Genomic DNA, 14726 nt, shown 5'->3' on the forward strand with positions numbered 1-14726 from the left:
AGCCTCAGCATAAATTGCTGAGACTTTTTACATAAAAGAAAATAAACTGTTACCTTCAAAATGTTGACGCTATCCCTATTAAAACTGATAAGGAATCACAATCTTGGAACCCTGCCCCACCGGAGCGTTTACCTTGACTTGCGTGTCACCGTTACCGATCTGATTCCACAACTCCAGCTTAATGCAGCCGTTATGGAAGTCTTGATAGTCGCCTGTAGCAGTGACGGAACCGCGATCTGCTTGCGTGAATCGTTCCCACTCATTTGCTACTGGGTTCAGCGCGTAGAGCGGAGACTGCTCCGTCCGATCCCAAGTGCCGTCGCCGTCAAAATCGTAAGAGATCAGGGCGAGGACGCCCGTACCCGCCGTAGCGGATACGGTATCCAGATCCAATGCGTAGGTCGTCACCGCACTGCCTCCGGCATATGGAGCGGTAATTCCATCAAACATGTACGTAACCGGATTGTTCACCGTGAGGTACGTCCCGCCTTCAGCAGAGACAATGATGTCACTGCTTTCTGCGGAACCGGCGAATCTGGACAAACCGGAGATTCCTTGCGCCCCCCCAGTCAAGTAGAGCGTATCTGTGAGAGGAAGTGCTTGGATGACTTGATCGACAGCCGCATCAGGATACCCTGCCGCATTCACGGAGATCGTATAGGTTCCCGGTGACGGAAAGCCCGCCGGATTCATCGCAATCCGCCCACCGTATACGTTGTAATATACGCTTTCTGCTACGGTCGCACCGTTAATGGACAAGGAAGTAATGGCATTTCTCCAAGCTTCACTATCTGTAAAGGTAAGATCAAAAGGCTGACCGACGTAGTTGCCATTTGTGTTGGCATGTAAAGTCGGAGCTGCTCCTGCCGCCTCCACCACCTTGACCAAACGAACATTATCGATGGTCACATCGTACGGTAGTGTTACTTCCGCATCTCCCGCTTCTTCTCCCAGCCCGATGAGCAGTTTTTTGCTGCCGGGCACGGTTACATCCAGGATACGCTCGTACGTTTTCATGGTGCTGTCTACAGCAATGACTTCTTTGTTCGCTACATCCTGAAGCTCTACATAGACGTTGCGTGGCTGTGTTGATTTCACATCCATGGAAAGCTTGTAAGTACCAGTCTCGACGGGGACATTCATTTGATACAGCTGAATTTCCCACCATGCACCGCCTGCACTCGTTACAGTCGCCTGTACTTGACCATTGTTCAGTGTAAAATCAGCCTGCCCCTTGCCTGTCTCATACACGCCTTGATTGTGCACCTTCCATACCGGAGCGGACGTTTCTCCGTCACCGAACTGCGTGCTGGCTGCGAATGTGCCGTCTTGCACGACACTGTCGCCCACTTCCACCCACTGCTTTTCTGGAACTGGAACAGGATCGCTACCCCCGCCACCATTGTCACCCGCTACGACCTTCACGACCTTGACATTGTCAATCGTGATGCCGTACGGAACCGATACTGCCGGGTCGGCGGCATCTTTTCCAAGGCCAAACATAAATTTCTTATCCCCTGTTTCCGCCACATCAATCACACGCTCGTACGTATGCAAGCCGCTGCTCACATCGAAGGTTTCACGCTGGCCGCCCAAGTCTGCGTAAACAGGACGGGCTCGGTCCGAGTTCATATCAAAGGCAATTTTGTAGGTGCCTGCTTCGTGGATCGGAACGCCCATTTGGTAAAGCTGAATCTCCCACCATTCTCCGCCTGCACTCATAACTGTAGCTTGAACCTGACCATTGGCTAGAGCAAAATCAGCTTGCCCTTTGCCCGGCTCGTAGATGCCCTGATTGTGCGTCTTCCACACAGGTGACGACGTCTCACCCACGCCAAACTCCGTACTGTCGGTGAAGCTGCCATCCTGTAGTAAATTGGAGCCGACTTCTACCCAGGAAGCGTTATCTGCGATTAGAACGGCTTGCGACACCTGCGCCGCCGCATATCCATCAGCTTGAATTTGAATCGTGTAAGTAGCCGGGGTCGTAAATAGACTTGCGTTCAGGATGATCGAGCCCATCTGCACCGTATAGCTATCTGCTGGAATCTCCGCGCCATTGATGAGGACAGATTGAATCGCTGACCGCCAAGCGGCATCATCACTGAACGTAAGCTCGACCGATTTGCCAACCTTGTTATCTGCTTGGTCGGCGGCAAGCACCGGCGGCTTCGTTGGAGCTCCCTTCACTTCGAAAGCAACATTATCGATAAAAATATCATGAGCCGAGCCTACAGCTGTCGTATCTGCAATGAGCCCCACCAGAAATTTCAAATCCAGCGGTTGATTCTCCGTCATGCGGAACGTAAACTCGTACGTTTTCATTTGGTTCGTCAGATCGACCGTTTGGTCAAAAAATCTTCGATAAGAGGAAGTCTCCGCAATGACCTCCATCTTCCGATTCACGGAAGCACGAGCGTCGAATCTCACCACATAATCCAGTCCCTGCGTTGTGACAAGACCTTTTTGAAGCAGCAGAGCGCCCCATGGCTGTGAGCCTTGATTCGCAACCGTCAGCTTCATCTCGCCATTATTGACCGCTCCTGTTGCATAGCCGCTGTCGCTGATCGCTTCCCAGCCGGTCATACCGTTATCAAAGCTGCCGTTTTGCAGCGGATAGAACACAACATTCGGATCAAAATAAATACTTGTGCGAACCAGCTTTACATTATCAAGCGTAACTGTACCGGACGAACCGCCAAGATGGAACACAAGCTGCGCTTCCGGGTCTGTCGGCTGTGTCATGCTGAACGATACTGTTTTGGAGGACAAGGTTGTATCCAGTGTCACGGATTGTTTACCGTACGAAACCGATCCGTCTTTGCTGAGAAGCTCTGCTTCCATCGTTCTTTCGGCTGCGGAGGCCGCTGCGTCGAAGCTAAGCTCATAGGTCTGATCGTGAATCAGATTGATTCCTTTTTGCAGCACCTGTACCGAATTCGCTTCCCCACTTCCCGGCTCTGTAATGGACACCTGAAGGTTACGCTGAGCTTCGCTTACAATTGCGCTCGCTTCTGCGCCCTGGGAAGTAAGCACATGCCAATACGTCATGCGGCTAGCATCCCCTTGGTCAAAGGTTCCATTGTACACGTGGTTGCCGGAGCCGTTGAGCGGCACCTTGGCAGCGTCCTCGAGATTCGGCAGTCCGTCGATTTCAACCATTTTCACATTACCGATCCAAACGCTTCCATTATTGCTTCCCAAATTAAACAGTACGTTAGCCGCAAGGTCCGTATCGGCTTTCATCACGAATGAATCTTCAAAGCTCTGCACCTGATTGGTGAGCGCATAAGTCTTCATTCTCGAGTAAGCGGAATATCCACGCGCTGATCCGCCTGACACTTTGGCTGATATGGTGCGCGAAGCAGATGTTTTGGCATCAAATGTAACTTTATACGTGTGTCCTTTCACAGCCGGAGCTTCCTGCCATAGCTGAATTGCATCCGCCGTCGAACCGCCGCTTGAAATCGTCGTCTTGGCAAAATTGCGGTTATCCAGAGCGTCTATCGATACAGTCGCCGCCGCCTGCTTGGCAGGATCCGCTTGGAATTTCCAGTAGTCCGTATTCGCTACGCCTTCGATTCCGTCTACATTTGGCTGATCGATATCGAAGTTGTTGTTATAGACTAGATTCCCGTCTTCCAACGGAGCTCTTACTTCTGACGGAATCGGCAACTTCTCGTAAACAGGCTTCACAGGCTGACGATACGCTCTGCCCGTCAAGTCATACACGCGGACATAATCGACTTCCATCGATTTTGGGAACTGTGTATCTGGACCGGGGTCACCATCAAAGAAGCCGCCGACCGCCAGATTGAGCAGCAGGTGAAACTTTTGGTCAAATGGAGCTGGATAGGTGTAATCGTCCGCTTGGTTCAAGCCTTTGCTGTACCATTCGTTTTGCGTGGAGTATAAGGTACCGTCGACGTACCAACGGATTTCGCCGGGCTCCCATTCCAGGCTGTATGTATGCCAATCTGCAATGCTCGAGCCCTCTGGGAATTGATATTCTTTTCCCGTAAAGGAGTTGTTCGGCCATGTCTCTCCATAATGGATCGTTCCGGCCACTTTGTTCGGCTTGCTGCCCCAAGCCTCCATAATATCGATTTCGCCCGATGATGCCCAGACACCGTAGGCTCTGTCCTCCGGCAGCATCCAAATGGCTGGCCAATAGCCCTGCCCCGTAGGCAGCTTCGCTCTGATTTCGAACTTGCCGTATTTCTTGGCGTACAAGCCCGCTGTCTTCAAACGGGAAGAGGTGTACGGTACGCCGCCACGATCTTCTTTCTTCGCTGTGATGAGCAGCTTGCCATCCTGTACGGCCGCGTTCTCTTCCGTATAGTATTCTTTCTCGTTGTTTCCCCAGCCGGATACGTAACCGTCACCGCTGTCGTAACCGTTCGTCAGGTCGAAGGTCCATTTGGTGCGGTCGACCTGGGAGCCGTCAAACTCATCGTGCCACACCAGCGTCCATGGATCAGTCTGGCCCGGGTTATCTCCACCGTTATTGTCGCCTCCATTGCCGCCAGTTCCACCACCATCGTCTCCAGTTCCGCCACCGGAACCGCCGCCATTATTTCCGCCATTTCCGGAGCCTCCCCCGTTGCCGCCTGACCCGCCGCTGCTTCCAGAGGAACCACCTGAGGAACTACTCGAGCTGCGTGTTACCGAACCGCCTTGATCCACTCTAAAGCCTTGTCCCTTCGGCGTGTGCTCACCATTGACCTGCACGTTATCGGCGTCTACCTTCGCTTCATTGATCTTTCCTTTAGAGGAAACGGTCGTTCCTCCAGCAGTTGAAGCAATTTGCAGACTGCCTACCTGTGCTTTGTCTGTCACGTTCAGTGATGTCTTGCCCTTGAGCTCCAGACTGCCTATTTTGCCTGAGATCGTGAGCTTCATATTAGATGCTTGTTCCGTTGAAGTCACGGAATCTATCTCGCTGTTCTCCGATACCTCTAGATCCGTGCCGGATGCATCGACCTGTACCTGGGCAAATTTACCGTCGAGCTTCACTTTGCCCGCTTGCGCACTGCCCTCTTCACCTGCAATATGCACCTGCTCGATGCCGCTTCCCGTTACATCCTTAGCCTCCAGATTGGCACTGCCCTGTACGGTCAAATCGCTTACAGAGGTTGAGCCGGATGCCACAACACGTACCGGTCCGCTTTTCTTATGTACGAGCACTTTTCCAAGCGACGAGTTGTCAAAATGAACACTGTTGGCTCCGCCCCCAGCCACAATCGTTTGCCCCTGAACAGTGACATGATCCAAATGCACATCACCTTCGCCGACGCCGGCAGCCAGATACAGATTCCCGTCAATACGGACATTGCGCAAATCAGCGCCAGGCTGATTTACGATCACATTGCCTTTTATCTCCTCGCCGGTTTCAGCCTGCCCTGCTCCCAGCATCGTTCCCGCTGCGCGCGAAAGCATCACTACCGCCTCGGCTCTCGTGATCGCCCCCGATGGGCGAAGCGTGCCGTCCGGATAACCATTCATATATCCCGAGTTTGTCAGCGTCTTGACGGCGGTTTGCGCGTAAGCAGCTACCTCCGACCCGTCTGAAAAAGCACCGAGACCTGCAGCAGAAGCAGCAGCCTGCATGTGAAAAGCCTTACCGATCATGAGCGCAGCATCCTGCCGCTTGATAGGCTCATCGGGCTTAAACAATCCTCCCGGATAACCGGAAACATAGCCATATTCCCGGGCTGCAGCTACATCCTGCGCATACCAGGCATTTGAATCCACATCCGTGAAGGCGTTATCTGCTTGTACCACAGGAAAATGGAAGATATGACCGATCATCACAGCAAACTCTGCGCGGGTTACCTGACGATCCGGCTGAAAGCTCCCATCCTCGTAACCGCTTACAACTCCTTGCCGAACCCAATCATTAACAGTGGCTTCCGCCCAATGACCTTTCATATCCGATAAGGCGCCAGCGACAGAAGATTCTGAAGACGGCGCTGCGAACGCCATTGGTGCAGTTTGCGCTGCCAGCATCGAGCATGCCATGATAACGGCTATTTTTTTTCGAAACACTGATTTCGACCTCCTCTAGTCTTAGCTGCTTCGTTATTAAAGCTTGAAAAATTCAAATCTCCTTGACCATCTCTTCGTCTCGCCAGGCTCTAACAGCAGATCGATGAACAGCTCCGGCGATACGACGTGCGAAGTCCCCCAAACAGCAATCATAGAAACAGGAAATAAAGCTGTCTCCCTCATTCCGACTCGGCTAGGTCCATGAATCAGCTCCCATGAAAGCTCATTCAAGCCTTCAAAGCCTCCTAATCGGCAATAAAAATCTTGCGACACCGCTTCTTGAAACGTTACTGCTTGATCCGATACCTGCAGGACCTCCGGTGTATACAGCGGCTCCATCATCCCAATCTTAATAGGAAAAGAAAATCCAAGCCTGTAGCCCGGACCGATCGGATGATCATCAATACGAATGAAATTATGGATATACTCCTGCGTTTCGATCGTCTTGCTCCCTGAGTTGGTCAGCGAGTAATCAATCCTGATGGATGAACCCTGAAGACGGATTCTTTTGGCCAAATGAAAGGAGTACCCCCGGCAATCAACCGGATGCACCAAGTAGGAAATGCTGCGATGGTCGCCGGATACATCCACATGAAACGGCTGAATCGGATAAGGAGCATGAAATTCATAAGGATTCGGCTCCAGACGCTGAAGCAAACCAACGCCCGGCTTTGGAAACAAGGCTCCGACCTCCGCATCCTCATAACCAATCGGCTTAAAAATACCGAATTCACCGCATAATCCGGCTCCACCATGCTTTAATGGCTCATCTGTCATTTTCTCAACTGTACAAAATCTATGTCCCCCTTCTTTAAGCTGCACCTGCGTAATAAAACCCGTCCAATCAAAACGCGAACCCGCATAGCCGCCTACCTGAGCAACTTCTACATTCAAATCTTCATTAGACAAATAGGTAAACAAGAACCGGCACCTCCTCTCCATGCAGTTTTCGATACCATTCAAAATTTTCGTATTTTTCGGAGAATACCACAATTATCCTCTAAAATTTTCGAGTTGTAAAGATACTAACCGAAATATTTTCAAAAAGAAAAAACCTTATTATAACAAGGACTACCTCCCACTCCCTTCCCAAAATTGCATTTTATCCTAGAAAAGAAGTAGTAAATCTTCCGAAAATTTTCGCATCCCTTAACTTTGCAGTTATAACTTATTTACACGCAGCAGTATCCCCCTTTAAGCACGTCTTCCTAAATCCAGTCTCTCGCGCTCATGATTTTATTGACGCCGCTCCCTCATACGAATACAATAGAATCATCGAAATATTTTCGGAAAATAGTGATTAAATAGCTGCATTCGATGTTCGAACCAGCAGCAGGGGGCTCTCAAACCATGAAAAAGATTAAAATGAAATCCATCGCCGAGCTTGCAGGCGTATCCATTTCTACCGTTTCCAAAATCCTGAACAACTACAGCGACGTAAGCGAGGAAACCAAGAAAAAAGTACTCCAGATTATGGAGCAGCACGGCTATGCTCATCCCGCTTCCTCTTATATCAAGGGGGCAGACGACGCTCCCTCCAATCTGATTGGCGTCATCTTCGCCGGGGCGTTCAACATCGAAATGGACCATCAATTTTTCCTGCATGTGCTGAATACATTCAAAAAACGCATCGGCGTGTACGGGTATGATCTGCTGTTCTTTTCGAACGAAAAACTGCTTCATGAGAAGAACAGTAACTACTTGTCCCGCTGCCGTCATTTTCATGTGGATGGTTGTGTGATCTTCGCCGGTGATGATATCGAGCAAAGCATTCACGAATTGGATCAAAGCGAAATCCCTTGCATTGGCATCGACCTGAAGCTGGACGGCAAAAGCTCCGGCCACATTATGACGGATAATACGAAGGTATCTTTGAAGGTAGTCGAGCATTTCTACCTGAACGGGTACAGGGAAATCGGCTTTATTGGGTCTTCTGTTAAATCGGAAATCTCCCGCATTCGTGAGGAATCCTTTAAACAAGCATTGTCCAGCTTCGGTCTGCCGATTGTCCCGGAATGGTTCGTCAACGGCACCGACTTCTTCGAGAACAGCGGGTACCAGTTAACGAAGCAATTGATCAACTCGCAGGACAAACTGCCTTCCGCGATCTTCGCCGCTTCGGACTTGCTTGCAATCGGAGCCATCAGAGCACTCAAGGAGCACGGACTTTCTGTACCTGAGGACGTAGCCATCATCGGCTGCGACGATATTGAGGCCAGCAAATACACGCTGCCTCCTTTGACCACCATCCGTCAGGACCACGAAAAAAATCGGCCTGTTCGCCGCGCACATGCTATTCGACATGATCAACGGCCAGATCGATTCCTCCTCCGTGCTTGTCGAGCCGGAAATCGTCGTTCGGGGGTCTTGCGGTAGGAGGTAAATAGTGTTGAGGAGTCTTGTTTATTATCAGCTAATAATTACAAGTTCAATGTATCTTTTGCTCGAAGGAAGGAATATATGCTAGATTCTAATATTAAAAAGTTATTCTTCTCAATGTATTGGAGAAATGGTTGGCTAGATACTCCCAGAGTATTAGAAGAGGAAGACCTTAAATTACTGCGAAATAATGGTCTGTTCGCCGATCCGGAATATTTACATCACGATATAGTAATCGATCGAATAAACACTGTCATTCTTCAATATAGTCCTCATGTAGTAGGGAATTATTTCTTATCTAGTTTAAGTACTAGAATTTTAGAATTCCGTGGTGTTGCGGATTGTTTCAGCAACCTCTTCCCATTAGCTCCACATAAACACACTGGTACTGGATATTGCAAAACATGTGGAATTCCTGAATTTAAAAATTATGATTATAACCCTACCCTATTTACAATTTACAAATTCGGGGGAGGGGATTCCCTTTTTCAAATGCCTAATGTCTTCATATTAGAAAAATTCAAAAACGAAAAAGTACCAGAACCTACATTTTCAGATATAGGCACTATGCGAGAGATTCTTTCAGTAATATTATCCATTCAGCCAGAGGATGGACCAAGCAAATTAAATAGTCAATTAAAACAAGTAATAAAATCGAATGACGAAGAACGGCATCTATTAATAGAACTCATGGCTAAGTTAGGCATAATAAGGCCGCACGGTAATTTGGAAGAGAAATACCGTAAAGTACCAGCAAGATCAAATTGGTTCGGACCCGATTCTATTTGGACGGGTAAAGATTCCTTTAATATAAACGCAATAAAACGTTACTTCCCTGGATACATGAATGAACTTGGTTTGTAATTCAAAAACTTCGAGTTGAGCCATGCAACTAAGGGAAAATGTATTTAATCATCTGAGTAGAAGGTCGCCGCGACTATTCGACGTCTGCTATTTTTATTTCCGATGCTACAAGAAAATAATTATCTTCAATTAAGTACACCGTGAAATTCACCTTGCTACCCTTTTCAATTTTTTCTGGCTGGATTGATCGACCATTAGCGTCTACAATTCGCGTTTCTTTACTTATCAGAATGTGACGGTCCCCCTCAGTCTTATCGTATTTATTTACATAACGAAGAAAAGCATCACCCTGAGGATAAAATTGTAGCAAAGAAAGAGAATGGGTAATTCTTATACCATCAACTTCGTACTTATCCTGATATTTCGTTACGCCATTAGCCATGGCTGTGAAATCGTAAGAAGTGTTAATGCGTCCTCCCTTCGAAGTACATCCAATCATCATGCAAATTATACATAACGATATCCCCATTCTAAGTATCTTCGGATTCATATTTCCCCTCCTATAATTTGCTATGTAAGCAACCTAATTCCCCTCATTCCCTTCAATAACACCAAAAACCACCGGATCGCCGAGCATCTTTTGAACGGCTTCCTCTTCGATGACCTGCGACTCTTTCGCTTCTCCCATCTCCAAGCGGATGGAAGTCGGCACCATCCTCAGAGCGTATTCGCCAGGTACAGCAGGAATCCCGTCCATGTTTTGTTGTTCCCATTCGATAAAAATGGATTGCGAGCTCGTGCCTGCTGGAAACGCCGCCGAAAGTGGAGGCAGCTTTCTTGTCCACACGAGTTCATTCTTCTCCAGATGGTTCAAAGCCTCTTCCGGTTTCCCGTTAAGTTTAAAGATCTGCAATTCAAACTTATTCGGTGAAACGGTTAACGTTTGATCCGAAATGTTTCGCACTTGAAGTGTAAAGGGAATGCCCTCATCTTGGTAGAAGCTATGCCTCTGCGAATATTTCAGCAAAGTGACTTCAAGAGGAGCTACCTGTGAATCTCCCGCTGTCTCATCCTGCTGCGACTGGATCAATCTCCAGCTTCCAACTAATGACTTGTCGGTGTCGTTTCTAGGCTCCGGAACCCACAGGTCTCCATCAGAGCCGTGGAATAGGTACCAATCCAGCATGCCGTCACCAGACCATTTCGCGATGCTTTGCACGTCCTGCGGAGCATAGTAACCTTTTGGATGTACAACAGATTCAGGGCTTGGATAGGTGTATACGGCCGTTTTCTCATTAAAATGCAGCATTTCGTCAGAAGCTACGGTCCCGAGAGGGCGCTTATACAAAGATAAGCTCGGATTGATCCAAACTGCCTCGGCAGTGCCCGACTTGATTTGAAACCAATCTCCCCAGTGCGCTGATGCTTCCAACTCACTCCCCGCTTCGAACCATTTCAACTGATCGTCTGCCTCAGGTGCGGATGTGCCATAGCCACCTGTAGGAAGCGTAATCAACTTGTGTACAGGCTTAATACCCGTTTTTTCCCCTTAGGCAGCACCCATAGAGGTCCTTGATCTGTTTGAATCTTATACCAAATGATTTCCCTGAAGCGGTATCCTTCTTGCCCCGTATCCCATGTAGACAGAACATGAACGGTTTGCGGAGCGAGAGTCATCGACGCTTTCGTAAGGCCAGGGATTTCGTACAGTTGTTCCTCACGGGTAAGAAGCATATCGAAATCGGCGGGTTCCTCATGGATTTCTTCTATGGAATCAATGGTTCCGAGCACGACCACACCATCCGTACTAGGCATCCATTGCTCACCCAGCCAGGTGTCTATTTTATACCACACATCTTTGCCGTCACCCACGATTTCTTTGACTTTAAGTGTTTGAAACCTGCTTACAGCGCCCGTAGGCACTTCTTTTGACATATGGGCATAAAACGGCGCATCCTTCACAGTGGTTATAAACTGCGGTTTTGGGAGGTCCATCGAATCTGCCGCTGATACAGTTGCAAAGACGAAGCTAACTACAACCCATGTACATCCTGCTAGGCTAACCATCCATTTCCTATTCATATCCGTACACTCCTTTCAACTACATCATTAGACGGAGACTCCCCGAAAAGGTTGCTCGAATTACCCATTCAAACCATTTTCTTACATAACAAAAAAAGCCGCTCCATTACCGGAACAGCTCACTGATTTAATGATTAATGGGAATTTAGTGCTTGTGATCGTAACAATGATCTACAATCCATCACCTATCTATCATTCATGATGATCCCCAATCAAAGAAATAATCTCCTTTTTCAGCTTAATAAAAGGCTCGGAATCCTTCACCCCATCTATGCTGCGCAGACCACGAGGCACAACGATTTCCTTGCGGATCATACCAGGATGAGCCTGCATGACGTAGACGCGCTGGGACAGGAAGATCGCTTCTTCGATATCGTGCGTGATGAAGACGACGGTCGTCTTCTCTTTCTCCCAGATACGCAGGAGCAGCTCCTGCATCGCATTCTTCGTCTGCGGATCCAGTGCCCCGAACGGTTCATCCATGAGCAGCACCTCTGGATTGTTAGCCAGCGCTCTGGCGATCGCGACCCGCTGCTTCATCCCTCCTGAAAGCTCCTTCGGCAGTGACCTCGCAAACTTGTGCAAGCCGACCAGCTCCATGAAGTGATCCGCTACAGCCCTCTTTTCAAAAAGGGGCACACCCTTCAGCGTCAGGCCGAATTCAATATTTTCCCGCACAGTCAGCCACGGAAATAAGGTATAGGATTGAAACACCATTCCGCGGTCCGCGCCGGGTCCGTCGATTTCATGACCAGAGATGCTCATGGAGCCGCTCGTCATACTTTCGAGACCCGCAATGATACGCAGCAGCGAAGACTTGCCGCAGCCGGAAGGACCGACGAAGCTGACAAACTCGTGGGCATTCACATGAAAAGAGACCCGATTCAGCGCGGTAAACTGAGACTTTTTGGTGCTGTACACTTTACTGACATCAACAGCCGTTATTTTACTTTCTGCAGCTTCTTCATACGGTCTGAGATCCACGACATTCATCATGTTCTATCTCCCTCCTTCCAGCCACGGGAAAAATCTCCGGTGACAGTAAGCAAACGTACGGTCCGTTAACAGCCCCAGAATGCCGATGGCTATAATACCTACGAAAATAATATCCGTATTCAAAAAGCGCTGCGCCTTCATAATCGAAAATCCGAGTCCGCTGCTCGCCGCAACCAGCTCCGCCACGACCAAATATGTCCAGGCCCAACCAATGATAAGCCTCATTGTATTCATCAGGTCCGGCAGCAGGGCAGGAATGAGCACCTTCTCAATAGCCTGCCAGCGGCCGGCTCCCAGTGTGTAAGAGGTTTGCAGCAAATCATTGGATACCGCCCGCGTATTGTCAGCGACCATGAGCAGCAGCTGGAAGAAGCAGCCGATGAAGATCACCAGGATTTTAGCCCCTTCGCCAATCCCTGCCCACACCATAATCAGCGGTATGAAAGCTGTAGCGGGCATATAGCGGATAAATTCAGCCGCAGGCACGATGAGCGATTCCGCGAAACGAAACGTTCCCGCTAAAATGCCAAGCGGAATTCCGAGCATGCAGGCAAGCAGGAACCCCATACCTACGCGATACATACTGATGCCGACATGATGCCAGAACACGGCAGTTTGCACTTGAATGAAGAACTGTTTGATGACCTGACCCGGCGCGGGCAGGAATGTTCTGTTTACAAGCTCCCCATAGCTCAGCACGCTCCACAGGATGATGAATAGCACAATGACGAGCAAAATCCCTGACATATAGGATTTGCGACTGATCTCTCCGCGTATCGCGAACAAGGAGGATCTTCGCTTTTTGGTTATCGCATTTGTATGCATAGGCTGCACATCCTCCTTTTACTGATGACGTTCTTTGGCTACTTCCTCAACAAAGTGTCCATCCAGGAATGAATCTGCATCCGGTATGGAGGAAAGCATGTCTAGTCCCTTCAGGAATTCAGCCGTTTTCTTGGATGTGAAGGCCAGGGAAGTATAGGAATCGCCTTTCTGGAAGGCCTTCAGGTTATCCTCGATTTGAAAAATCTTCACACTGTTCACGCCGGCCTTGTATTCGTCAAGCGGTGTTTCCGCGGCTTTCGCCATGATCTGCAGCGACTCTTCCGGATTGGCCTTCCAGTAGTCCAGCGCATCGAACCATGCGTTAATAATTTTCTTTACATCTTCCGGACGATTCTTCGTTACTTCCTCACGGAACACGAGAAGATCTGGAATGAGCCCTGGAGTATCCGCGGAGGAGAACAGCAGCTTTCCTTTGCCCGAAGCTAGCGCCTTACTCAGGAACGGCTCCCACAGCACAGCCGCATCCAAATTCCCCGAAATAAATGCCGGACCGGCATCATTGACCGTCATATTCGTATATGCGACGTCTTTCTCGGCCAAGCCCGCCTTCTCCAAGGAAGTCAACATGAGCAGGTGATCCACCGTACCCAGCTCTGTTGCCACCTTTTTCCCTTTCAAATCCTGCAGGGATTGAATCTCAGGCTTGACGACTACACCATCGCCCCCATTGGAGTTGTCGTTCACCAGAACGCCTTTCAGGCCAATGCCCTTGCTGGCCGGTGCCAGTGTATCGCTCAGCGTCTGACTGTTTGCATCCACTTTACCGGAAGCCAGTGCCGATAGCGAATCACTGTAGACCGGAAACCAGACAAGCTCAGCGTTGACACCGTTTTTCTCAAAGAAGCCCTTCTCCTTCACCAAATACCAGACGAACCAGCCCGGCCAAGGACTTAACGCAATTTTGATCGGCTCTTGCCCTCCGGCCTTGGCCGTCGTTGCAGCTTCTTTACTACCCCCGCATCCGCTTAATACGGAACCCATCAAAACCAGCGCCAGCATCAAACTTACCCAACTTTTCTTCATTCCGAATCTTCCTCCCCGTGTTTGCTGATAAAAAATAAAGCCCGGAACGATATCAAGTTCTGATATCCTCCCGGGCTTTTGTCCCTCCGTGTGCACGGCATGTGGTGCCGTGTGTCCTCTCTTGGACCAGACCAGCTGATCTTCCCCGCTGCGGAACCCTAGAAAACATTGATGCTATGCGATTGTCTGACTGATTTGTTTCCATCATAGCCGATACACTTTCTTTATGTCAATATATATAACATATATTTTTAAAACCTTGTCAAAAATAATCTTGTGTAATATTATATAACATATACTAATGAAAAAATGAGGTGAATCAGATGCACTCGATCCATTTTCATATTCGGATGTTAGCTAATGATGCACTGGCTCCTGATTATAAGAAAGAAACTTCCATTCCTTCCCCAGCTCATGAAGCAGCGTCGATCACTTCCTCTACGCTTACCCCGCAGCCTCACACGATGTCTACTCATGCAGACAACAAGATGAAATGATTAACAAACTCATATAAATGATGTTCAACCTCTCATAAACAGACTCCATCC

At 48.9% G+C, this 14726-nt stretch carries 10 protein-coding genes, 1 pseudogene and 1 riboswitch; of the genes and pseudogenes, 3 read left to right on the plus strand and 8 right to left on the minus strand.

Features of this window, described 5'->3' with window-relative positions; all coding sequences use genetic code 11:
• Positions 1-78: 78 nt before the first annotated feature.
• On the minus strand, positions 79-6048 hold the full coding sequence (locus L0M14_RS21340; RefSeq protein ID WP_235118587.1) for a hemoblobin-interacting domain-containing protein: 5970 nt from the start codon (positions 6046-6048) through the stop codon (positions 79-81).
• 36 nt (positions 6049-6084) lie between these two features.
• A complete protein-coding gene (locus L0M14_RS21345) occupies positions 6085-6969 on the minus strand; it encodes a hypothetical protein (RefSeq protein WP_235118588.1) in 885 nt (294 codons plus the stop codon).
• A gap of 438 nt (positions 6970-7407) precedes the next feature.
• Here L0M14_RS21345 and L0M14_RS21350 point away from each other — a divergent pair.
• Both L0M14_RS21350 and L0M14_RS21355 read left to right on the plus strand, forming a co-directional pair.
• A pseudogene (locus L0M14_RS21350) lies at positions 7408-8431 on the plus strand (LacI family DNA-binding transcriptional regulator).
• A 77-nt stretch (positions 8432-8508) separates the two neighbouring features.
• The gene (locus L0M14_RS21355; protein WP_235118589.1) at positions 8509-9291 is read left to right on the plus strand and encodes a hypothetical protein; all 783 of its coding nucleotides are present in this window, start codon (positions 8509-8511) and stop codon (positions 9289-9291) included.
• A 73-nt stretch (positions 9292-9364) separates the two neighbouring features.
• Here the strand turns inward: L0M14_RS21355 and L0M14_RS21360 are convergent, their stop codons facing one another.
• The 6 genes from L0M14_RS21360 to L0M14_RS21385 all read right to left on the minus strand — a co-directional run bounded on the left by L0M14_RS21360 (position 9365) and on the right by L0M14_RS21385 (position 14178).
• The gene (locus L0M14_RS21360) at positions 9365-9781 is read right to left on the minus strand and encodes a hypothetical protein (RefSeq protein ID WP_235118590.1); all 417 of its coding nucleotides are present in this window, start codon (positions 9779-9781) and stop codon (positions 9365-9367) included.
• Between the two features lie 33 nt (positions 9782-9814).
• Positions 9815-10747, minus strand: a complete 933-nt coding sequence (locus tag L0M14_RS21365; RefSeq protein WP_235118591.1) for a hypothetical protein — start codon at positions 10745-10747, stop codon at positions 9815-9817.
• Positions 10744-11313: a hypothetical protein gene (locus tag L0M14_RS21370; RefSeq protein WP_235118592.1), complete on the minus strand. Its 570-nt coding sequence runs from the start codon at positions 11311-11313 to the stop codon at positions 10744-10746. Before L0M14_RS21370 ends, L0M14_RS21365 begins: the two co-directional genes overlap by 4 nt.
• Before the next feature lie 192 nt (positions 11314-11505).
• A complete protein-coding gene (locus L0M14_RS21375; protein ID WP_235118593.1) occupies positions 11506-12309 on the minus strand; it encodes an ABC transporter ATP-binding protein in 804 nt (267 codons plus the stop codon).
• 3 nt (positions 12310-12312) lie between these two features.
• Positions 12313-13134, minus strand: a complete 822-nt coding sequence (locus tag L0M14_RS21380) for an ABC transporter permease (RefSeq protein WP_235118594.1) — start codon at positions 13132-13134, stop codon at positions 12313-12315.
• Between the two features lie 18 nt (positions 13135-13152).
• The gene (locus L0M14_RS21385; protein WP_235118595.1) at positions 13153-14178 is read right to left on the minus strand and encodes an ABC transporter substrate-binding protein; all 1026 of its coding nucleotides are present in this window, start codon (positions 14176-14178) and stop codon (positions 13153-13155) included.
• A gap of 65 nt (positions 14179-14243) precedes the next feature.
• Positions 14244-14351, minus strand: a riboswitch (guanidine-I (ykkC/yxkD leader).
• 150 nt (positions 14352-14501) lie between these two features.
• Here L0M14_RS21385 and L0M14_RS21390 point away from each other — a divergent pair.
• Positions 14502-14675 carry a hypothetical protein gene (locus L0M14_RS21390; RefSeq protein ID WP_235118596.1) on the plus strand — a complete coding sequence of 58 codons (174 nt, stop codon included), beginning with the start codon at positions 14502-14504 and terminating at the stop codon, positions 14673-14675.
• Positions 14676-14726: the final 51 nt, after the last annotated feature.

This window comes from Paenibacillus hexagrammi (assembly GCF_021513275.1).
Lineage (GTDB): Bacteria > Bacillota > Bacilli > Paenibacillales > NBRC-103111 > Paenibacillus_E > Paenibacillus_E hexagrammi.